Genomic DNA, 20,350 nt, shown 5'->3' with positions numbered 1-20,350 from the left:
GGGAAAACAACCGCTTCCCCTTATCTGCTTTATTCAAAGCAAACAAAACACTAGCTTTAAAGGGTGGATATTGAAGATATATGTTAGCACAGATATATGACGGGAAAATGGCTGATGAGTATCAGCAACTAATCAGAAAGGCAGATATCGAGTCACAGAACAAATACCTGAATCAAACTTTCCCCCCTGATCACAATAGCTATCCAAAGCTAACAGATACAAGAACAGACATATTCCAAGTAATACTAAGATTGCAATGGTTTTTTTTATGTCCAATTCTATTTCCTTCAAGTTCGGTCAGAACGCAATACGTTAAGAATAAAGTTGGAAAATGATATTTTACAACAATGAAACAAGAAAAATATTCATCCTGTGCTTTCATTGCGAAAAAATCGTACCGGCAACAATATGTATGCTAACAACATATCAGAACACGTTTAAACAAATACTAACCATGTGGATTTTATTCACTATGACAAAAAAATCAATTGTCACATTCAGTTACAATCTAAATCGTGATGTCAAGGCTTTGTCATCTTTAGAAAAAGTTGTGTATACTTCCTTTCATTTTCAACCAGAACAAAATTGTTAATGCCACAGGATAATCACTTAGCACTTGTATGTGCTCTCAGCAAATGGATTGAGAATCACCTTGGCCGGGTAATCCACCTGGAAGAACTGGCAGCTTACTCCGGTTACTCGCTTTGGCACATGCAGAAAATATTCAAGGAAGTCACCGGCATTTCGCTTGGTAAATATATCCGCCAGCGACGCCTGGCCGGCGCTGTGCATCTTTTAAGAAACAGCTCTTTGCCTATTTTTGATATCGCTTTAGATTTCGGCTTCGGCTCTCAGTCTCATTTCACTTACATGTTCCGCAAAGAGTATGGCATAACGCCCTATGATTTCCGGCAGAATCCAGATATTGAGCTCGAAGTTAAATTACCTCTACATTTTGCTGCCAACCGTTCGTGACACGATAGTCAGAGAACATTGAAACAGGCAAGTATTACGCCTCAATCCTCTGCAATGACGGCATGAAAGCGCCAGTAAAGCCCTCTTTGGTAGCCCGTGTCACCGGGCTGGATATGGGGTTGTCTCACTATGCGATCACATCCAGTGGGGATAAGATTGCGAATCCACGCCACCTTATCAACGCCAGCCGCAACCTGCGGCGTAAACAGAAAGCGTTATCCCGTAAGACCAGGGGAGTGCCAATCGTCGCAAAGCGCGTATACAGCTTGCATGTGTACACGAACGGGTCGCCAATGCCCGTGCCGATTTTCAACACAAACTGTCTCGTTCAATTGTTGACGAAAACCAAGCGATCATTGTGGAGACACTGAAATCGGCCAACCTGATGAAAAATCCCAAGCTGGCTCGTGCTATCGGTGATGCAGGCTGGCATGGATTCATCACGAAGCTGGAATACAAAGCGGAAGCGGCAGGCATCCATCTGGTGAAACTGGATCAATGGTTCGCCAGTTCGAAAACGTGTCACTGCTGCCGCCATAAAGTGCCGGAAATGCCGCTGAACAAGCGGATCTGGCCATGTCCTTGCTGTGGTGTCGAACATGATCGTGACATCAACGCAGCGATCAACATCCAGCGCAAGGGCATACAGGAATTACAGGCGGCGGGACTCGTCGTTTCTGCCCACGGAGGCCAGCGTAAATCCGTTGCATCAACGGTTGCGGCCTGAGAAGTGGGAAGCCTTGCCGTTTACGGCGGGGAGCAGTCACCAAAGCCTAATGCAAGTGATAAACAGATTTCATAACTGACAAATAATAGACTGCCAAGCCACAAGTAGACTCTGGGAAAAGCACTGACTTTTGGGAAGCCCATTAGCAGAATCAGAAAAATTGATCCAACAGTATAAATCAGCGCCGCGCCGCCTACAGGCCCAAAATCTTCACTCACACTTCTTATCAATCCAACGATTGTACTCCACAACATAATCGCCAATATTCCGTACAGAGTTGCTTTGTGTTGTTCGATCCTTGTTCTCACACCTATTCCCATATTTATTCTAGTTCTCTGTCATACTGAATCAAATAAATCAGTACCAGAATGATAGTGACAAAAAAACGGAAAGCACTCGACACGCCGTTCCACTGTGTGGACATCCACATTCCAAACCATTCACCACCAATTGACATAAACGCCACCTGCCAAGTCAAGAATCCCAAGGTCAGACCAACTATCGCAATAGTCTTCTTTTTATTAAAAACAGCAGCATTGGATTTTAAATTCGCCAGTAAATGAATACCACCAATCCAACATAACACTGCCGTTAAAGTTTCTAAAGAAATAATGGCAATATAACCAATGTGGTGTAGCACTGGTGAATGAATTGCACGATAGGTAATAGTTGTATCTGGGAAGATGGTATCCATCATTAATACATGTTGTACAAATGCAAAATTAGTAGCATAGTCTGTGATATTGCCAAAAGCAGCTAATGTAGCAAACAAAGCTACTGCAAAAATCATCAAAATTTTAGATAACCGAATAATCATTTGCCAACTCCTCACACAATGGCTTAAACACCAAAAAGATCATAAAGGATAAAAACTATCATATAATTTAACAATCATCACCTTATTTACACATATTTAATCATAAAATTACTTTTAAAATATTCTCATCTAATATCTGATTTATATTTTTCTGTTCATACTATCATTAGATCAGTTATTATCTGCCACATTGTTATTTACCTGACTGCTATTTATGAACGATTCTCTAGTTAGTGCAATAAAAAATTATTTCAGCCAAAAATTGAGTAGAAAAGATTATATTATTAGCTTTATTAAAATAGCCATTATTTTAGGAATATTGATCTTTCTCTCAGGTTATCTAGCAGAAAACAATTATGCGACTCACATGCAATATGAGTTATCAGTGTGGTTATATATAATCTCTATTGGCCTATGGGCAATGTGTTCCTTCGCTACGGTTTACTATTTAATCATGAAAACAGCCTACAGATTTAATGATGTGGGGCTGTATGGTTGGCCAGTCTCTATTTTTATCTATCTGTGCAGTGTGTTACCAAACTATTTTCCCGACAAAAACAAAATAATAATATATTCACCCTTTATCAGTCTAATTGGAATTATCCTGGCATTGATTCTGCCAAAAAGGAAAAATAATAATAAAAATTAATATTTTCTCCATATTGCAAAAATTTCATTTAATCTGACTATTACTTAAGACAGTAATAGTCACTATAAAATAAAGCGACGATTATTTATATACACTGAATATTTTATTACTTAGCCATAATCTTAGTTCTTTCTCTATAGAAATAATAATGAAAGCCGCCTGATGTTAAAACAGTGATAACAGGAAAGATGTGATCAACAACTGCCGAGGTAAGACTGTCATTGCAGGTTAAAACAAAGTGAAGAAAGGCTCGAAGAATAGATCATGAAAATCTATAGAGTTAATGAGAAGAATCATGCCATAAAGGTCACTCTGATGAAGTTGTTTTTATGGCACGATCACAATGAAATATTACAAATCAAAACTACTTTTTATATTTCTCAACCAGAGCCAGAGCTATCGATTCAGTTTGTGCATCAGGATTACCACTGATGTCATCTGGCCTGAAATGCATCTGGAACGCACTGATTGTTTTACGGGTATCCTCATCAAGCACACCAGTTTGTGGAATGGTGTAGCCATATTTAGCCAATGTCTTCTGAATTAACTCAACAGAAGCACCATCATTCCACTTTCTACCCGCCATATACTTTCCAACGGTTGCATCATCAGGCCATGCACCGATACCTTGTTCAGCCAAACTCTTCCAAGGGAAAAGTTTACCTGGATCATACTTTCTCAAAGGTGCAATATCACTGTGACCAACGACATTAATAGGTTCAATGCCATAACGTTGAATAATATCTTTCGCCAAACGCGTTAATAGATCGATCTGCTGCTCATTAAACGGATACCACTCTTTCTCAAGTAGCATTTCCGTAAATCCTTTATTAACAATTTCAATGCCAATCGAAGTGTCATTCAAGTCTTTCCGACCATTCCATCCACTAACACCAGCATGCCACGCCCTCTTATCTTCAGGAACCAGTTGCAAAATAACAGGCTTGCCTCTCACATAATTCGGTAACGATGGGAGCAAATAATGAGCACTAACACCGCCCTGAGTGAGTATACGTAAAGAATCTTCATCATTGACAGCGGTATAGTGGAATACCAAAAACCTTACTCTGTCATTTTGACCTTGTGAAGGAAAAGAGCTATCAACTTTATAAGTGCCCCGATCTTCCAGGCTGGAACACCCCGCCAATAGCATAAATAAGCCAACTAATATGATCTTCTTCATCATTTCCCTGTCCTACCTATTAATTGAAAGCAAGATAATAACACAAAGAAATCAAATGAATACAAAATAAAATTTATGTTTTACATGATTTTTTTATAAAACTACCGGTTTTGCTCTTGACATAGACCACAAGTAAAAATGCCTTATTCCCATAAGTTAGATGGAAATAAGGCAAGAATAACAGATGAAACGTGAAAGGCTATCAGTCGCTATGTTGTTAAAGAGTATTAACGATACTGTGTGCTAGCATTTCACTTGCGGTCAACCGCTTGGTTAGATTGGGCAAGAGTTGCCGTTTCTTCCCAAATACCAACTTCAACTTTTTTCTGAATCTCAGGATACTGATTGATATCAAATGTCGGTAATTTACCAACACGTCTCTGTTGGTTGTAATCTTTTGCGAGCTTAAATGCGACGCCAGAAAGCAACAAAATAGCGGTCAGGTTAGTAATTGCCATCAATGCCATAGACAAATCAGCCATTTTCCAAACTAAAGGCAATTCAGCCAACGAACCAAACATCACCATACCCAACGCCGCCAGACGTAAGATCACTAAACCAGCAGTATGATTACGTTCAAGGAATACGATATTGCTTTCAGCATAAGCATAATTTGCAATAATTGATGTGAATGCGAAAAAGAAGATAGCCAGTGCAATAAATTCAGATCCCCAATCACCAACAGCGGAAGACAGTGCTCGCTGAGTCAATTCTATTCCACTTATCCCTGAAATATTGCCATCAAGCACACCCGATGACAGGATGATAACGGCAGTAGCACTACAGATAACCAGAGTATCCATAAAGACCCCTAGCATCTGCACATAACCCTGAGATGCAGGATGAGGAGGATATGGAGAAGCAGAAGCCGCAGCATTGGGTGCCGAACCCATCCCTGCTTCATTTGAAAACAGCCCGCGCTGAACACCTTGTGTCATCGCCTGTGCAACACCATAACCAACGGTGCCTGCAACAGCTTCCTGTAAACCGAATGCGCTTTTGAAAATTAATGCAAACACTTCTGGCATGCGTTCAAAGTTATGACCGACGACCCAGAATGCCAGAATCAGATAAGCTATCGCCATAAAAGGGACAACCAACTCTGCAACCCGAGCAATAGAGCGCAAGCCACCAAAAATAATGATCCCGCTAAGAATCACCAAACCGATGCCGACATATAAAGGATTGAAATCGAATGCGAAAGCAGCAGCCTGAACGATGGAATTTGCCTGGACAGCATTAAATACCAGACCAAAAGCAATAATGAGGAATATGGAGAACAGAATGCCCATCCAGCGTACTCCAAGCCCTTTTTCCATATAGTAGGCCGGACCACCGCGGTAATTCCCCTTATCGTCTTTTGTCTTGTACAGCTGGGCAAGTGTACTCTCAATAAAAGAGGTTGCCATTCCAATCAGAGCGACCATCCACATCCAAAAAATGGCGCCAGGCCCACCAGCCGTTAAGGCGATTGCCACACCAGTAAGGTTACCGGTGCCAACCCGTGCTGCTAAGCTGGTACACAGAGCCTGGAATGATGAAATACCTGCACTGTCAGATTTTTTACTGTTTTTCAATACTGAAAACATGTGCCCAAAATGGCGAATCTGTATAAAACCTGTACGTATCGTGAAGTAAATACCGGCGCCAAGAAGAAGATAAATCAGCACGGAGCCCCAAAGGATACTGTTAAGGCTGTTAAGAAAGCTAATTAGTTCCGTCAAGATATTTTTCCCCTTAAATTAGTAAACCCAGTCTGACCATAAAATCGTATCCGGCAGAATTCATTGCGCTTAATATGCCTTTATAATTAACAAGTAACACAATGCTGTATAAAAAAACACAGAGATACCGGTCAGAAAAACACTATGAATGTAACACAAGTTTGAAATTAATGTGTAATGTTTACTGACCTTTTTACATTATCCATCAGATTAAATGAATGTTTGGTGTACTGTTTTTGACTGATAGTTAATAGATATGGCATTCAATCGACTATCGCCCGTCAGTCATTTCATACACTTTTTTGGCGATGCCTCCTACCTATGATTCACAATAAGCTACATATATGAAATCCATTACTATTATGAAGCCTACGACGATAGTCCTCATGCAAGTAAAAAAGTTCTACCAATGAGCCTCTTGTTAATTAAATCAACAACCAATTAATATCAAGAAAAAAAATTCAAAAATAAGATATTGTGATTAGTTTTGTGAGCAGATTATCAGCTTTAACAAAAAAATCATCATTAATTTAGAAAATTTCGCATAGTGACATCCATCACATAAAACATTAAAAATCAAAAAGATAAAAAACTCACTTATCAGATCACAATGAAATACCAACACATACACTCAATGTAGGAAATATCATCCCAACAAATAACATAACATGCAAAAAACTAATAAAAACCTTAACCTATATCTGGTATTTATCTGTAAGCATCCTAAATCACAAGAAAAAATGATATTTTTCTCCTAGCTACTTGTGTTAAGTATCATTAGCATTAAAAAGATTTTAACGAATGTTCCCCACTTCTTCATCTGATTCTAACGAACACATTTCTGCTTATTTTTCTATTCTGCAAATATCTTCAAAATATATATCTAATGCCTCCTATTACTCTATTTTCCACAAGATGATTGTCCAATATTTCCGCAAGTGAATTAAAATGAAATGACCATAAAATCGGCATAATAAAATCCTTTTTTATAAAAAATCAAGGGGTACTCTGATTGCCTTTTGGAAGCAAATAACGTTTATTCAGCAAGTTTTCCAGCCGCATCAGGACAAATTTGATCGACTGCCAGATAGACTGAATATTTAATAAAGCTTGTAGAAAATTTACCGCATGAGCAATAGAATTTAAGTAAAATAGAATACACTGCAAAATAAAGTTATCACAATGATATCACCACGTTGAGTTTCCCTAAGGCTGGATACTACGAGTAGAGGTATCTTAGGTAAATCACAAAAATACCAAGACTCAACTTGGCAATCCATCGTGATAGCTAGTTAGAGATAGTTTGACCAAAATTACACCCACCATTTTGTTACAACAATTCGTTGAATACCTATATACCCTATGGATTTCAAGATGCATCGCGACGGCAAGGGAGCGAATCCCCGGGAGCATAGATAACTATGTGACCGGGGTGAATGAATGCAGCCAACAAAGAGGCAACTTTAAAGATGACGGGTATAAGCATCAAAATTCTCCCAAACAGTCAGTTATATGTTAGTCACCACTTCATTCGGCTATAAAAACAGCAGATTTAACCCAACCATGCATAGTTAAAATCAACTTTTATTTTACATTTATCAAACATTGTGTTTTAATTTCCATAAAATATTATTTCATTTTGAAATTATTTTATAAAAAATGTGAAAAAACTTCTCTTATATGCAACATAAAACTGGATCTTTTATTATCTACTGCTAATATTTTCATTTGTTATCTTTTACAAAAAAAATATGTTTATGAAGTTAATATTGTATAAATATCTCACTTTTATTCTAAATGCATAATTTAAACAATATACGTTGAGGTTATGAATGATGTTAAGAAGAAAAAGGAAGAATCCCACTGATAACAATTTACCTATAAGAGTCTATCGTGGGAGATCTAAATATGAATATCACCCTCCATCAGGGGGTTCAATATCCATTTGTTGTTTAAGTTCACCATTGTCTGTCGTTTGGGAGGAATATGAAAAAATTCTTAATAAGGAAAAACAATAACTAAATAATAACACTTCAAATATTATACAGTAAGTACTCTATTTACAGTTATAAAACCAGCGGGAGAACAAACTCCCGTTAGCGGTTTTTGCCTAAACACACACGCAATAAAGATTTTTACATGCTATTAAATTAACTATCCAGTTTTAACTTCTTACATCTACTTGTCACTCATCAAACCAAGCTGATCATTCCATTCTTTCTCAAGATAGGTATCTTAAGTCCTCGACTCCGATTGATATGAAAACTTTCATCAGGCATTGGAAAAAAATGGTCAAATATTTGCCAGAAATTCGCAGTTCTCTATCAATTTAGATACTTAGATGATTGCGAATTGCACTTTAATCAGCACTAGCAGAACTCCAAAAGGCTCTTTCCCCTAATAAGATCAACAAACACTGGTGTACAAATTTCCAACTCTTTCTTCAAACCGGGCAAGTTCTTCTGTTAACGGGGCATCAAGCCTAAGCATATATGTCACCAGTTTAGGAATATCACCAGCGAATGGTCTTATGGCGACGTCGCCATGCCGAGCCAGGTTGATCTGTGACTCTCCCGCCACCCCAATCCCATATCCAGCGGCCACTAAAGTTAGCAAAAGGTCAAAACTGGCAACCTTTTCGGATATAGATGGCGCTAACTTTGCATTTTGTAATATAGACAGCACCGGCTCCAAATATCCCTCATACGCCTCCTGACCACAGATGATCAGTGGATAGTATAAAAGTTCATCTAACGGCACTTCTTTATACACTAAAAGCGGGTGCCTGATAGGAATAGCCGCCACCAACGAATCATACCAAGCCGGCATGGCAATGATGCCATCGCCTACTGTCATAGATTGAGCAAATCCCACATCAAAAAGGTTGTCACGTAATCCATTCATGTGTTGAGCTAGAGGTATCTCATGTAAGCGAATGTCCATCCCTGGTTCGTCCTCACGGCATTTTGCTAACAATTCGGCTAACTTGGGTGGTGTAACACCATCGGATAATGCAATACGAAGCTGGCTATGAAATCCAGCCGAAACTGCTTTCACACTATCACGAACCTGACCAAGTACGGAAAAGATGCGAGGAGCCTGCTCCAGTAAAATTTCCCCCGCACGTGTGAGCCGGATATTCCTTGTGGTGCGCACGAATAACATCGTACCAAGATCAGCTTCCAAGTTTTTAATTATCCTTGATAGCGGTGATTGTTCTATATGCAGGCGCTGCGCAGCTCTCGCGAAATGTAATTCTTCTGCTACCGCCACAAAACACCGTAAATGTCGCAATTTCATATATATGCAACCTCCATCTTTCGCTAAACAGACTTATGCCTATTCTTTCTGAACACATCTTTATTTGTCCTTTCAGATCATCTAAAAGTGTTCAGGTTTAAGTTGGTGTTGTCCCGTAGGTTAGATCAGGGCCCATATTATCAATTCCGAATTACATAAAACCTCCTTTAGTAAATATGTTATAACCGATCACTGAGCAAGATTTGCCTAACCTTGTTAAAAAACAGTATCTGATAGTTGTGAAACCGCTCTCTATCTGGATGCCATTCATACAATTAATTAATTTATTTAATGAATAAGCCCCAAACTGTACGTCAATACATTTACAATAACAATAAATAAGACTCATTATTTTCTCTGGAAAGATAAGTATTAAATATTCATATCAAGAAATTAAAACAAGCAGAAATAATGGCATAACATATCTAACTTAATGCACAATTTCACAACGTGACTAAGTGAGCGGGAAAACACGAATCCCAATATCAGTTCACCCAATTAAGACTTAAAAGGTCTTAAGAATGACTGCAAAGGACATGATACCCACCACTATTTTATCTAGCATTCAGATAGTAAGGGACTAAATACTGGTGGTCCGTTAAACAAAAATATGCATTTTTCTAAACGGATCATAATGAACCATTTAGTGACAATAACGAGGTACCTACTGTGGAACCAGGAGATTTAGAAATTTCTACACATGGATTTGCAGATGGAATATCCATGCAATTAGCAAAAAAACGCGCATTACACGGACCCAATGAGACTCTGACCAAAACAGAACTTAACCTTATCATAGATAAAGCTGCTATATCATTCGGAGAATTCCTGACCGCTCTTGGCGTAGACTGGCAAAATGATCCTAATTCGAAAGACACGCCGAGACGTGTTGCGAAAGCTTATGTACTTGACCTATGGAAAGGTCGATACAAACCAATGGGACCTATCACTACATTTCCGGCAGATAACTACGATGGCATTGTATTCGACGGCTGGATCGCTCTCGACTCCATGTGCTCTCACCATCATCAAGCAATCAGAGGCTATGTTCACGTTGCCTACATACCAAGTCAACATGGCCGTGTTCTTGGCCTGTCAAAGTTAAATCGGATCGTCGAACATTTTGGCAGACGTGGGCTTATACAAGAACGATTAACAGCAATAATCCATAATGCAGTAAACCAAGTATGTGAAAGAAATCAGGGTGTCGCAGTATTGATAGATGCATCACATAACTGTGTAAGTTGCAGAGGTGTACGCCACCAGAAAAGCCGGATGAAGACACAAATGTTCTCAGGTGTATTCGCCGATACTAATTCACCTGCCAAGCAAGACTTCTATGAATTGATTAGAGGTACCGCATGACAATTCAATATATTACACGCAAAGGTTCTTTTGACTCCGCTCATCGAGTCATGAACGAGAGGGTGAAATGCTTCAATATCCACGGACACACTTATCTGTATGAACTCACTTTCTCATTTGAACAGATGCAGCCAATTGGATACGCAATAGATTTTAAAGAGATAAAGCGTATCGGCGCAGCATGGATTGATGAGTATCTGGATCACGCCTCGATTCTTAATCCCAAGGATGCAGATTTTATATCCGCTGTCCATGCTACGCGCAGTAAATTTAGACTCATGAGCTTAAATCGTAGTGGCGAGTACTGCAATCCAACCGTTGAAAATATTGCAAAAGAGATATTCCTCACTATGGAAGTTCTTTTTAGTGAATGGGATAGCCTCAAAATTCACCGCGTCAGACTCTATGAAACCCCCAATTGTTTTACAGATTGCAATGCCGATTCGATTCATGAAGAGGAACGTAACGCATTTCTCAGCCAACGGTTCGAGGAGCTGAAAGCTTATTCACAAGCAATGGGCCGGTTTGAATATGACTCAAGAAATATTGTTACACCAGATTCCACTTATAGGCGCTTATAAAGCAATAAACCACGGTGAATAGGTGTAACGAGGACTTACCAATATAAACAGCGATATCTTACGGCCAACAACCTTGTTATCAATGCCCTTCAATTTTCGATGAACTGGAAGATACTGTAGCCAAAAAGCAATGAAACAGAGAAAAAATAAAAGATGAAAGAATAAGTTAGGCAGTAACTTGCAATAAGGTTGCAAGTTACTGGATAACAGCCGCCGCTTTAAAAATATATTCTTTGAATAGCAATGCCAGCGCCGCCGCAACAATAAACCATTGAAGTCGATCAAATTTACCTTCAAGTTTATCAAAACGTTTATCTATAGATTCAAAACGCTTATCCATAACATCGAAACGTTTATCTATAGATTCGAAGCGTCTATCTATTAATTCGAATCGCTTATCAACAGATTCAAAGCGTTTATCAATAGATTCGAAACGCTTATCAAGTGACGCAAAGTTAGCCTCAGTCTCACGGCGCAGATTATCCACGCTTTCCTGAGTTGCAAGATGTTGCATATTCTGACCGCGATGCAAGAGAGCATTTAACACATCGCTCGTACTAAACTCTATTTTTTTATCATCTGAGCCACTCATCTTTTACTCCCCTCTTCCTATCAGACAGAACGAATATTAACCTCAGTATACACTCTGTCATATGTGACTTGCAAAATTTCATGCCTAATAAAACAACAATATATACCTTTTAAGTGATTGAGATTTTCCAATTAAGGCTATAGGGCATAAAAAGGTAAAAACGACAGATAACTATCTGAAAAAAATAAAATTGAAGAATATAACGCAAAAAAACACGTTTATTTCCACTATTTTTGAGAATTTTACAGCAAAAATCCCTGTAAATTCAGAAAACCCCACGGAAGCATTAGCTACCGTGAAGTTTTCACAATGATGACGGATTACATATGTTGAATAATCGCGTCACCAAATTCGCTACATTTCAGCAGTTTAGCGCCTTCCATCAGACGTTCGAAATCATAAGTCACGGTCTTCGCGGCAATCGCGCCTTCCATGCCCTTAACAATCAGATCTGCGGCTTCTGTCCACCCCATATGGCGCAACATCATCTCAGCGGAAAGAATCACAGAACCTGGATTCACCTTATCCTGACCGGCATATTTAGGTGCTGTACCATGAGTCGCTTCAAACAAGGCACATTCATCACCGATGTTTGCTCCCGGAGCAATGCCAATACCACCAACCTGAGCAGCCAGTGCATCAGAGATGTAGTCACCATTCAGGTTCATACAGGCGATAACATCATATTCAGCAGGGCGCAACAGAATCTGTTGTAGAAACGCATCCGCGATGACATCTTTGACAATGATCTCTTTGCCGTTTTTCGGATTCTTAATTTTCACCCAAGGGCCGCCATCCAACAGTTCACCGCCGAACTCTTCACGAGCAAGCTGATAACCCCAGTCTTTGAAAGCACCTTCGGTAAACTTCATAATGTTGCCTTTGTGAACCAGAGTGACAGATTCACGGTCATTATCAATTGCGTATTCAATGGCAGCACGGACTAAGCGTTTAGTGCCCTCTTCAGAACAGGGTTTCACACCGATACCACATTGTTGTGGGAAACGGATTTTATTTACGCCCATCTCTTCTTGCAGGAATTTGATCACTTTATCCGCTTCGACAGACCCCGCTTTCCATTCAATACCGGCGTAAATATCTTCCGCGTTTTCACGGAAAATAACCATGTCGGTCAATTCAGGTCGTTTGACCGGACTTGGCGTACCCTGGTAGTAACGAACAGGACGGAGACAAACATACAGATCTAATTGCTGACGCAATGCTACGTTCAGAGAACGAATGCCGCCGCCAACCGGCGTCGTCAGAGGACCTTTAATGGCTACGCGATATTCACGGATCAGATCCAACGTTTCATCCGGCAACCAAACATCTTTACCGTATACATGAGTAGATTTTTCACCGGTGTAGATTTCCATCCAGGAAATTTTACGCTCACCCTGATAGGCTTTCTGAACCGCTGCATCGACCACTTTCAACATTGCAGGGGTAACATCGACACCAATCCCATCCCCTTCGATATAAGGGATGACCGGGTTATTCGGAACAACCAGTTTACCTTTAGCGTCGACTGTTATTTTTTTACCTTCCGCCGGAATAACTACTTTGCTTTCCATTAACCTCTCCTTCAAGTAAGCGTAATACCTTGTTAATTTTTTGTAAGGGACGTGTCAATACTACTTGAATATTCTGCGAACGCCAATTGATAGCAGACTAATGTATAATACCCCTTCCATTTTATGCAGTGATCTATAATGACAAATTTCTCCATTAAAAAACACAGACTTAACCGATTCAGCCAAAGAAAAATATCACATTCTGTCAAAAAACCAACAGAACCTCGTCGAGTGTTGATATTTAACAAACCTTACGATGTTTTACCCCAATTCACCGATGAAATGGGCAGAACAACACTAAAAGACTTTATCCCGTTGCCAAATGTGTATGCTGCCGGGCGTTTAGATCGCGACAGTGAAGGATTATTAATTCTGACCAATGACGGCAAACTTCAAGCACAGCTAACCCAACCGAATAAAAAAACAGCCAAAGTTTATTATGCGCAAGTTGAAGGCATTCCAGATGAAGCTTCTCTCGATAAGTTACGCAATGGCGTCATATTAAAAGATGGGCCTACCCTACCCGCAGGCGCTGAGTTAGTTCATGAACCATCATGGCTTTGGCGTCGCCAGCCACCGATTCGTGAACGTAAAAATATTCCGGTAAGCTGGTTAAAAATAACACTTTATGAAGGCCGAAATCGTCAAGTGCGCAGAATGACAGCACATATCGGTTTCCCCACACTTCGGCTAATTCGTTTTAGTATGGGAAGCTTGCAATTAGGCAAGATGAAACCCGGTGAATGGAAGGAGATCAATTTTGTTTAACCCCCACGTCACAGTTGCCTGTATTGTCCATGCCCAGAATAAATTTCTGGTCGTTGAAGAGACAATTAATGGCAAAGCATTATGGAATCAGCCCGCTGGTCATCTTGAGGCTGATGAAACATTGTTACAAGCGGCGGAACGCGAATTATGGGAAGAGGCCGGTATTCAGGCTAAACCACAAGCACTGCTGAAAGTTCATCAGTGGGTTGCGCCAGACGGCACGCCCTTTATCCGTTTTCTGTTTCTGGTTGAAATGGAACAACAAACCTTAGCCGATCCACAAGACCGTGATATTGACTGTTGCCATTGGGTTACAGCCGAACAAATATTCAATAGCCATTGTCTTCGTTCTCCTCTCGTCGCAGAAAGTATCCGCTGCTACCTGAAAAACGAAAAATATCCTCTCGCCCTATTGGATAGTTATGTTTCTCCGTTTATTTAATAACAAAACAGTAATACGTTTGATGCACCCCTGTCTGCAACGTGTTAAAGTACGACGCTCGTTTTTTTCTCCAGTGAGATTCCCATGTCAGATAACAGCCAGAAAAAAGTCATTGTCGGCATGTCCGGCGGTGTAGATTCCTCCGTCTCCGCCTATTTGCTACAACAGCAAGGTTATCAAGTGGCTGGCTTGTTCATGAAGAATTGGGAAGAGGACGATGATGAAGAGTACTGTTCAGCCGCGACTGATCTGGCTGATGCCCAATCCGTTTGCGATAAGTTGAGCATCGAACTTCATACCGTCAATTTTGCCGCCGAGTATTGGGACAATGTTTTCGAACATTTTCTTTCTGAATATCGAGCGGGCAGAACACCTAATCCAGATATTCTATGTAACAAAGAAATTAAGTTTAAAGCATTTCTGGAATTCGCTGCTGAGGATTTAGGCGCGGATTACATCGCAACAGGTCATTATGTCCGTCGCAAAGATATTAACGGTAAAAGCCAATTATTACGCGGGCTGGATAACAATAAAGACCAAAGTTATTTCTTATACACTCTGAGCCACCAGCAAATTGCTCAAAGCCTATTTCCTGTCGGTGAACTGGAAAAACCGGAGGTTCGTCGTATCGCGGAAGAAATCGGTCTGGCGACGGCAAAGAAAAAAGATTCCACCGGTATCTGTTTTATCGGCGAGCGCAAATTCCGTGATTTCCTTGGCCGTTATTTACCTGCCAAACCTGGCCCCATTATGACTGTAGATGGAGAAACCGTCGGTGAACATCAGGGGCTGATGTACCATACGTTGGGCCAACGTAAAGGTTTAGGCATCGGTGGAACGAAAGAAGGCAGCGAAGAGCCGTGGTATGTCATAGATAAAGACGTTCAAAACAATATCCTGATCGTGGCGCAGGGGCATGAACACCCTCGTTTAATGTCTACCGGCCTTATCGCTCAGCAACTTCATTGGGTTGATAGAGAGACATTAACTAAAGAAATCCATTGCGTCGTCAAAACACGTTATCGTCAGCAGGATATTCCTTGCACTGTCACCCCCATAAACGAAGATAAAATTGAAGTCCGTTTTGCTAACCCTGTCGCCGCAGTCACCCCCGGCCAATCAGCCGTCTTTTATCAGGGTGAAGTTTGTCTTGGCGGTGGCGTGATTGAACAACGTTTGCAGGAGTAATCGTGGCAAAGAATTATTACAATATCACACTGGCATTGGCGGGAATTTGCCAGTCAGGTCGTCTGGTACAGCAACTTGCTCATGAAAACCAGTGTGATACCGATGCTGTCGCCACTATGGTTAATAGCATCCTGAACACTAACCCGACATCTGTTTTAGATGTGTTCGGCAATCATGAACGCAATCTGCGCACTGGGCTAAACGCATTGCTAGGGATGTTTAATAGCGCTAACAACAATGGTATTTCCGCCGATCTCACCCGCTATATCTTGAGTCTAGTCGCACTGGAGCGCCGACTAAATAAAAATCAGGCCGCTTTCGATGCACTGGGTAATCGTATCAGTTTGTTAGAGCGCCAACAGGCGCATTTTGAACCCATGTCAGAAGGGATGTTCAATGCGTTGGCCGGTATTTATGTCGATGTTATCAGCCCAATAGGCCCACGTATCCAAGTGACAGGTTCCCCGGATGTTCTGCGCAATCCACTTGTACAAGCGAAAGTCCGGGCTATTCTACTGGCTGGCGTCCGTTGCGCGGTCTTATGGCAACAAGTTGGCGGCGGTCGCCTGCAATTAATGTTTTCTCGTCAACGCCTGATCCAACAGGCGAAAGATATTCTTTCTCATTGTTAAATAAAATCCGGGAGTTGCTACCAATGGAATTGTCCTCACTAACTGCTGTTTCTCCGATCGATGGCCGTTACGGCGATAAAGTCAGCGCATTACGTACCATTTTTAGTGAGTTTGGCTTACTGAAATTCCGAGTGCAGGTTGAAGTACGTTGGCTGCAAAAACTGGCAGAATGTGCTGAAATTAAAGAAGTTCCCGCTTTTGATACAGACGCAAACGCTTACCTGAATGAAATTATCACAAATTTCAATGAACAGGATGCAATGCGCATTAAAATTATCGAACGCACCACTAACCACGATGTCAAAGCAGTGGAATATTTTCTGAAAGAGAAAGTTGCACATGTTCCTGCACTACACAAGGTTTCTGAGTTTATTCACTTTGCCTGTACTTCTGAAGATATTAACAATCTGGCTTATGCACTGATGCTACAAACAGCTCGTGAAGAAGTACTTTTACCACAATGGCATCAGATGATTGATACCATCAAAAAAATGGCGAGTGAATATCGAGATTTACCACTGTTATCTCGCACTCACGGCCAACCGGCCACACCTTCCACCGTTGGTAAAGAGTTTGCCAATGTTGCTCACCGGATGGAACGCCAGTATCGCCAACTGGAACAAGTCGAAATACTCGGTAAAATTAATGGCGCCGTGGGTAACTATAATGCCCATATAGCCGCTTACCCACAGGTTGATTGGCATCAGTTTAGTGAAACTTTTGTGACTTCACTCGGCATCAAATGGAATCCATACACGACTCAAATCGAACCCCATGATTATATTGCTGAATTGTTCGATGTCATCGCTCGCTTCAATACGATTCTTATCGATTTTGACCGCGACATTTGGGGTTACATCGCACTTAACCATTTCAAACAGAAAACGGTTGCCGGTGAAATCGGTTCTTCCACTATGCCACACAAAGTCAATCCAATTGATTTTGAAAACTCGGAAGGCAATTTGGGGCTGGCAAATGCAGTATTTGGTCATCTGGCAAGCAAGTTACCGATTTCCCGCTGGCAACGCGATCTGACTGATTCAACTGTATTACGTAACCTTGGTGTTGGCTTGGGATATGCTCTGATCGCTTATCAATCTACGATGAAAGGCTTAAATAAGTTGGAAGTCAATGAGCAGCATCTGCTGGATGAGCTAGATCAAAACTGGGAAGTGCTTGCTGAACCTATCCAAACAGTGATGCGTCGCTATGGTATCGAAAAGCCTTATGAAAAACTCAAAGAACTTACCCGCGGTAAACGCGTCAATGCTGAGGGGATGAAAATCTTTATCGATGGACTGGATTTACCGGAAGAAGAGAAAACTCGCCTGAAAGCCATGACACCGGCAAATTATATTGGCCGTGCAATTACACTGGTTGATGAATTGAAGTAATTGATATTCAACAGACGGATAAAACACCCGTCTGTTGCTATCCTTATATAAACCAATCCCAAACACACTTTAAAGTTATATTCTCTATTTCTACTTAACGTCTTGCTGTTACAGATCCATGTATCTAACATGTTCAGCCAGAACCATTGCATTGAATTTTTTACTGGCAGTTTTGTCTATATAACAGTCCGAATGAATTGATTATTACAATACTGCCTGCTGGAGTTGAGAAGGATTATTCCATGCGGATATTGATCGTTGAAGACAACATGTTACTGCGTCACCATTTAACGGTACAGCTTCGTGATACCGGTCATCTAGTTGATGCCGCGGCAAATGCCAAAGAAGCCGATTACTATCTGGTCGAGAGCGAACCCGATATTGCCATTGTTGATCTTGGTTTGCCCGGAGAAGATGGTTTGAGTTTGATCCGTCGCTGGCGCCAAAAAGATGAAAAACTCCCCATTCTTGTTCTGACCGCCCGCGAAAGCTGGCAAGAAAAAGTCACGGTTCTTGATGCAGGAGCGGATGACTATGTTACCAAGCCTTTTCATCTTGAAGAAATTATTGCTCGTATGCAGGCACTCTTACGCCGTAATAATGGGCTAGTTTCTCAGATCATTGAATTCCCGCCTTTCAAAATTGATCTGTCACGCAAGGAGTTAACAGTTTACGGAGAGAGCGTCAAACTAACGGCGTTTGAATACCGAATCATTGAAATACTGATGTGTAATAGCGACAAAGTTGTCACTAAAGAGTCATTAATGCGCCAATTATATCCCGATGCTGAACTGCGCGAAGGCCACTCCATCGATGTCTTAATAGGTCGGCTAAGGAAGAAAATATTGGATATCTGGCCCTATGAAGCTATCGTAACTGTTCGTGGCCAAGGCTATCGCTTTGATGTGTAAGACTTTCATAGGTAAAAAAGTGCTTAAGCACAAAAAGCAGCCTTTCTCACTCCGTACCCGGTTTTTAATGGCAACTGCGGCGGTTATTCTTGCTCTTACCATGTCTTACGGTATTGTCGCCATTGTCGGTTATCTGGTTAGTTTTGATAAAACTGCTTATACACTGCTACGCAGTCAGAGTAACCTATTTTTCAGCCTTGCACAGTGGAATAATAATAAGCTGGATATTTCAGTACCACCTAATTTCACACTGAATAACCCATCATTGGTTCTGATTTATAACAACAAAGGCACCATCCTCTGGCGTCAACGCCATATCCCAAAAGTCGAAAACTCTATTCCCAGTGAATGGTTAAAAGAAGACGGTTTATATGAACTGGATACTGATCTAAAAAGCAGCCGCGACTTACTAAAAAATTCGGCTAACACACAAGGGCAATTAGGTAAACTTGACGCACTTGACGAAAATGAAGATAACGAGCTAACCCACTCCGTTTCCGTCAACAGATATAGCGCGACAGCTCATTTGCCAGCATTAACTATTGTAGTCATCGATACCATTCCACAGGATTTACAAAAAGCGGTTCTGGTGTGGGAGTGGTTCGGTTATGTATTGATTGCCAATCTTATTCTGGTTATCCCATTAATCTGGCTGGCGGCACACTGGAGTTTACGGCCAATTAAATCGCTTATTCATCAGATCAGTTCGTTAGAAAAAGGTGAACGGGAAAAACTGGATGAGAATCCCCCGACAGAGCTGCGGGGGCTAGTGCGTAATCTTAATGTGTTGCTCAATAATGAACGCAACCGCTATACAAAATACCGGACAACGCTCGCTGATCTGACACACAGCTTGAAAACGCCACTGGCTGTTTTACAATCAACTCTCCGTTCTTTACGCGACAGCAAACAAATGACTATTCAACAGGCAGAACCTATCATGCTAGAGCAAATTGGCCGTATTTCTCAGCAGATAGGCTATTATCTACATCGAGCCAGTATGCGCAGTGAACATAGCGCCATTATGCGGAAAGTTTCTTCTGTTCCTGCTTTACTGGATAGCCTGTGCAGCGCTTTAACAAAAGTCTATCAGCGTAAAGGCGTCAGTCTCACGTTAGATGTCTCACCGGAGATCACCTGGCTTGGTGAGAAAAACGACTTTATGGAAGTCATGGGTAATGTGTTGGAAAACGCCTGTAAATATTGCCTTAAATTTGTTGAGATCTCTGTGGCGATCGATCACGATTCGGTAATGATTATTGTCGATGACGATGGTCCAGGGGTGCCGCCTGAAAAACGGGCAATGATTTTCCAGCGAGGCCAACGTGTTGATACTTTAAAGCCCGGTCAAGGGCTAGGATTGTCAATTGCTTCTGAAATTATCGAACAATATAAAGGTGATATCAGTATCAGTGACAGCCCGCTTGGTGGCGCCAGAATTTGCGTTATATTCCGATGCCAGCAAATTAATGATGACGATTAGTTAAATATGCCAGTACAGTCTGATACTGGATTTAACTATTGGTTA

The 20,350-nt window shown here is 41.0% G+C and carries 18 protein-coding genes and 2 pseudogenes; 12 read left to right on the top strand and 8 right to left on the bottom strand.

Translation table 11 applies throughout. From position 1 onward, the window contains the following. Nucleotides 1–132: 132 nt before the first annotated feature. Nucleotides 133–276 (bottom strand): PhoP/PhoQ regulatory lipoprotein MgrB, encoded by a 144-nt coding sequence (mgrB, locus tag EAE93_RS06775; protein WP_082300881.1) that lies wholly within the window; start codon nt 274–276, stop codon nt 133–135. 315 nt (nt 277–591) lie between these two features. Between mgrB and EAE93_RS06770 the strand changes: the two genes are divergently transcribed. Together EAE93_RS06770 and EAE93_RS06765 are read left to right on the top strand one after the other, a co-directional pair. Beyond that, nucleotides 592–975: a helix-turn-helix domain-containing protein gene (locus EAE93_RS06770; protein WP_036805072.1), complete on the top strand. Its 384-nt coding sequence runs from the start codon at nt 592–594 to the stop codon at nt 973–975. A 23-nt stretch (nt 976–998) separates the two neighbouring features. Beyond that, a pseudogene (locus tag EAE93_RS06765) lies at nt 999–1,702 on the top strand (RNA-guided endonuclease InsQ/TnpB family protein); the annotation flags it as partial. Nucleotides 1,703–1,743: 41 nt separating this feature from the next. Here EAE93_RS06765 and EAE93_RS06760 read toward each other — a convergent pair. Both EAE93_RS06760 and EAE93_RS06755 read right to left on the bottom strand, forming a co-directional pair. After that, nucleotides 1,744–2,022, bottom strand: a pseudogene (locus tag EAE93_RS06760) (EamA family transporter); the annotation flags it as partial. 2 nt (nt 2,023–2,024) lie between these two features. Beyond that, the gene (locus EAE93_RS06755) at nt 2,025–2,519 is read right to left on the bottom strand and encodes a DUF2165 family protein (protein ID WP_036805066.1); all 495 of its coding nucleotides are present in this window, start codon (nt 2,517–2,519) and stop codon (nt 2,025–2,027) included. Between the two features lie 214 nt (nt 2,520–2,733). On the opposite strand from EAE93_RS06755, the gene EAE93_RS06750 reads away from it, so the two are divergent. Next, on the top strand, nt 2,734–3,168 hold the full coding sequence (locus EAE93_RS06750) for a DUF805 domain-containing protein (protein ID WP_036805063.1): 435 nt from the start codon (nt 2,734–2,736) through the stop codon (nt 3,166–3,168). Nucleotides 3,169–3,532: 364 nt separating this feature from the next. Here the strand turns inward: EAE93_RS06750 and EAE93_RS06745 are convergent, their stop codons facing one another. The 3 genes from EAE93_RS06745 to EAE93_RS06735 all read right to left on the bottom strand — a co-directional run bounded on the left by EAE93_RS06745 (nt 3,533) and on the right by EAE93_RS06735 (nt 9,375). After that, the gene (locus EAE93_RS06745; RefSeq protein ID WP_036805060.1) at nt 3,533–4,351 is read right to left on the bottom strand and encodes an N-acetylmuramoyl-L-alanine amidase; all 819 of its coding nucleotides are present in this window, start codon (nt 4,349–4,351) and stop codon (nt 3,533–3,535) included. A gap of 251 nt (nt 4,352–4,602) precedes the next feature. Continuing rightward, entirely contained in the window at nt 4,603–6,075 is a 1,473-nt protein-coding gene (locus EAE93_RS06740) for an alanine/glycine:cation symporter family protein (protein ID WP_036805057.1), read from the bottom strand. 2,406 nt (nt 6,076–8,481) lie between these two features. Beyond that, on the bottom strand, nt 8,482–9,375 hold the full coding sequence (locus EAE93_RS06735) for a LysR family transcriptional regulator (RefSeq protein WP_044467150.1): 894 nt from the start codon (nt 9,373–9,375) through the stop codon (nt 8,482–8,484). A 669-nt stretch (nt 9,376–10,044) separates the two neighbouring features. On the opposite strand from EAE93_RS06735, the gene folE reads away from it, so the two are divergent. Both folE and EAE93_RS06725 read left to right on the top strand, forming a co-directional pair. Further along, nucleotides 10,045–10,740, top strand: a complete 696-nt coding sequence (gene folE, locus EAE93_RS06730; RefSeq protein ID WP_105399408.1) for a GTP cyclohydrolase I — start codon at nt 10,045–10,047, stop codon at nt 10,738–10,740. Next, a complete protein-coding gene (locus EAE93_RS06725; RefSeq protein WP_214039355.1) occupies nt 10,737–11,321 on the top strand; it encodes a 6-carboxytetrahydropterin synthase in 585 nt (194 codons plus the stop codon). The genes folE and EAE93_RS06725 overlap by 4 nt, the downstream gene beginning before the upstream one ends. A gap of 196 nt (nt 11,322–11,517) precedes the next feature. Here the strand turns inward: EAE93_RS06725 and EAE93_RS06720 are convergent, their stop codons facing one another. Further along, the gene (locus EAE93_RS06720) at nt 11,518–11,913 is read right to left on the bottom strand and encodes a hypothetical protein (protein WP_214039354.1); all 396 of its coding nucleotides are present in this window, start codon (nt 11,911–11,913) and stop codon (nt 11,518–11,520) included. 320 nt (nt 11,914–12,233) lie between these two features. Further along, nucleotides 12,234–13,487: an NADP-dependent isocitrate dehydrogenase gene (gene icd, locus EAE93_RS06715; RefSeq protein ID WP_214039353.1), complete on the bottom strand. Its 1,254-nt coding sequence runs from the start codon at nt 13,485–13,487 to the stop codon at nt 12,234–12,236. Between the two features lie 138 nt (nt 13,488–13,625). Here icd and rluE point away from each other — a divergent pair, with 138 nt between their 5' ends. The 7 genes from rluE (at nt 13,626) to phoQ (ending at nt 20,305) form a co-directional block, all read left to right on the top strand. Beyond that, complete coding sequence (gene rluE / locus EAE93_RS06710) at nt 13,626–14,255, top strand: 23S rRNA pseudouridine(2457) synthase RluE (RefSeq protein ID WP_214039352.1); 630 nt, start codon at nt 13,626–13,628, stop codon at nt 14,253–14,255. Then, entirely contained in the window at nt 14,248–14,697 is a 450-nt protein-coding gene (locus EAE93_RS06705) for an NUDIX domain-containing protein (RefSeq protein WP_110087236.1), read from the top strand. The genes rluE and EAE93_RS06705 overlap by 8 nt, the downstream gene beginning before the upstream one ends. Nucleotides 14,698–14,781: 84 nt before the next feature. Beyond that, nucleotides 14,782–15,885, top strand: a complete 1,104-nt coding sequence (gene mnmA / locus EAE93_RS06700) for a tRNA 2-thiouridine(34) synthase MnmA (RefSeq protein ID WP_110087237.1) — start codon at nt 14,782–14,784, stop codon at nt 15,883–15,885. Nucleotides 15,886–15,887: 2 nt separating this feature from the next. Further along, a complete protein-coding gene (gene hflD / locus EAE93_RS06695) occupies nt 15,888–16,517 on the top strand; it encodes a high frequency lysogenization protein HflD (protein WP_110087238.1) in 630 nt (209 codons plus the stop codon). Between the two features lie 23 nt (nt 16,518–16,540). Then, the gene (gene purB / locus EAE93_RS06690; protein WP_110087239.1) at nt 16,541–17,911 is read left to right on the top strand and encodes an adenylosuccinate lyase; all 1,371 of its coding nucleotides are present in this window, start codon (nt 16,541–16,543) and stop codon (nt 17,909–17,911) included. A gap of 242 nt (nt 17,912–18,153) precedes the next feature. Further along, entirely contained in the window at nt 18,154–18,822 is a 669-nt protein-coding gene (gene phoP, locus EAE93_RS06685; protein WP_036781478.1) for a two-component system response regulator PhoP, read from the top strand. Between the two features lie 19 nt (nt 18,823–18,841). Further along, the gene (gene phoQ, locus EAE93_RS06680; RefSeq protein WP_036781507.1) at nt 18,842–20,305 is read left to right on the top strand and encodes a two-component system sensor histidine kinase PhoQ; all 1,464 of its coding nucleotides are present in this window, start codon (nt 18,842–18,844) and stop codon (nt 20,303–20,305) included. The last annotated feature ends 45 nt before the right edge of the window (nt 20,306–20,350 follow it).

It is taken from the genome of Photorhabdus akhurstii (assembly GCF_018448925.1).
In the GTDB taxonomy this organism is placed as follows: Bacteria; Pseudomonadota; Gammaproteobacteria; order Enterobacterales; family Enterobacteriaceae; genus Photorhabdus; species Photorhabdus akhurstii.
The sequence above is the reverse complement of the archived record's forward strand: the minus strand, read 5'-3'. Positions and strand labels throughout refer to the sequence as shown.

Excerpts from the sequence above, each read along its gene's own strand:
- EAE93_RS06735 (WP_044467150.1), bottom strand. The coding sequence starts at position 9,375 with ATGAAATTGCGACATTTACGGTGTTTTGTGGCGGTAGCAGAAGAATTA.
- rluE (WP_214039352.1), top strand. The coding sequence starts at position 13,626 with ATGACAAATTTCTCCATTAAAAAACACAGACTTAACCGATTCAGCCAA.
- mnmA (WP_110087237.1), top strand. The coding sequence starts at position 14,782 with ATGTCAGATAACAGCCAGAAAAAAGTCATTGTCGGCATGTCCGGCGGT.
- icd (WP_214039353.1), bottom strand. The coding sequence starts at position 13,487 with ATGGAAAGCAAAGTAGTTATTCCGGCGGAAGGTAAAAAAATAACAGTC.
- phoP (WP_036781478.1), top strand. The coding sequence starts at position 18,154 with ATGCGGATATTGATCGTTGAAGACAACATGTTACTGCGTCACCATTTA.
- EAE93_RS06745 (WP_036805060.1), bottom strand. The coding sequence starts at position 4,351 with ATGAAGAAGATCATATTAGTTGGCTTATTTATGCTATTGGCGGGGTGT.
- EAE93_RS06755 (WP_036805066.1), bottom strand. The coding sequence starts at position 2,519 with ATGATTATTCGGTTATCTAAAATTTTGATGATTTTTGCAGTAGCTTTG.
- EAE93_RS06725 (WP_214039355.1), top strand. The coding sequence starts at position 10,737 with ATGACAATTCAATATATTACACGCAAAGGTTCTTTTGACTCCGCTCAT.
- EAE93_RS06770 (WP_036805072.1), top strand. The coding sequence starts at position 592 with ATGCCACAGGATAATCACTTAGCACTTGTATGTGCTCTCAGCAAATGG.
- purB (WP_110087239.1), top strand. The coding sequence starts at position 16,541 with ATGGAATTGTCCTCACTAACTGCTGTTTCTCCGATCGATGGCCGTTAC.
- EAE93_RS06750 (WP_036805063.1), top strand. The coding sequence starts at position 2,734 with ATGAACGATTCTCTAGTTAGTGCAATAAAAAATTATTTCAGCCAAAAA.
- EAE93_RS06720 (WP_214039354.1), bottom strand. The coding sequence starts at position 11,913 with ATGAGTGGCTCAGATGATAAAAAAATAGAGTTTAGTACGAGCGATGTG.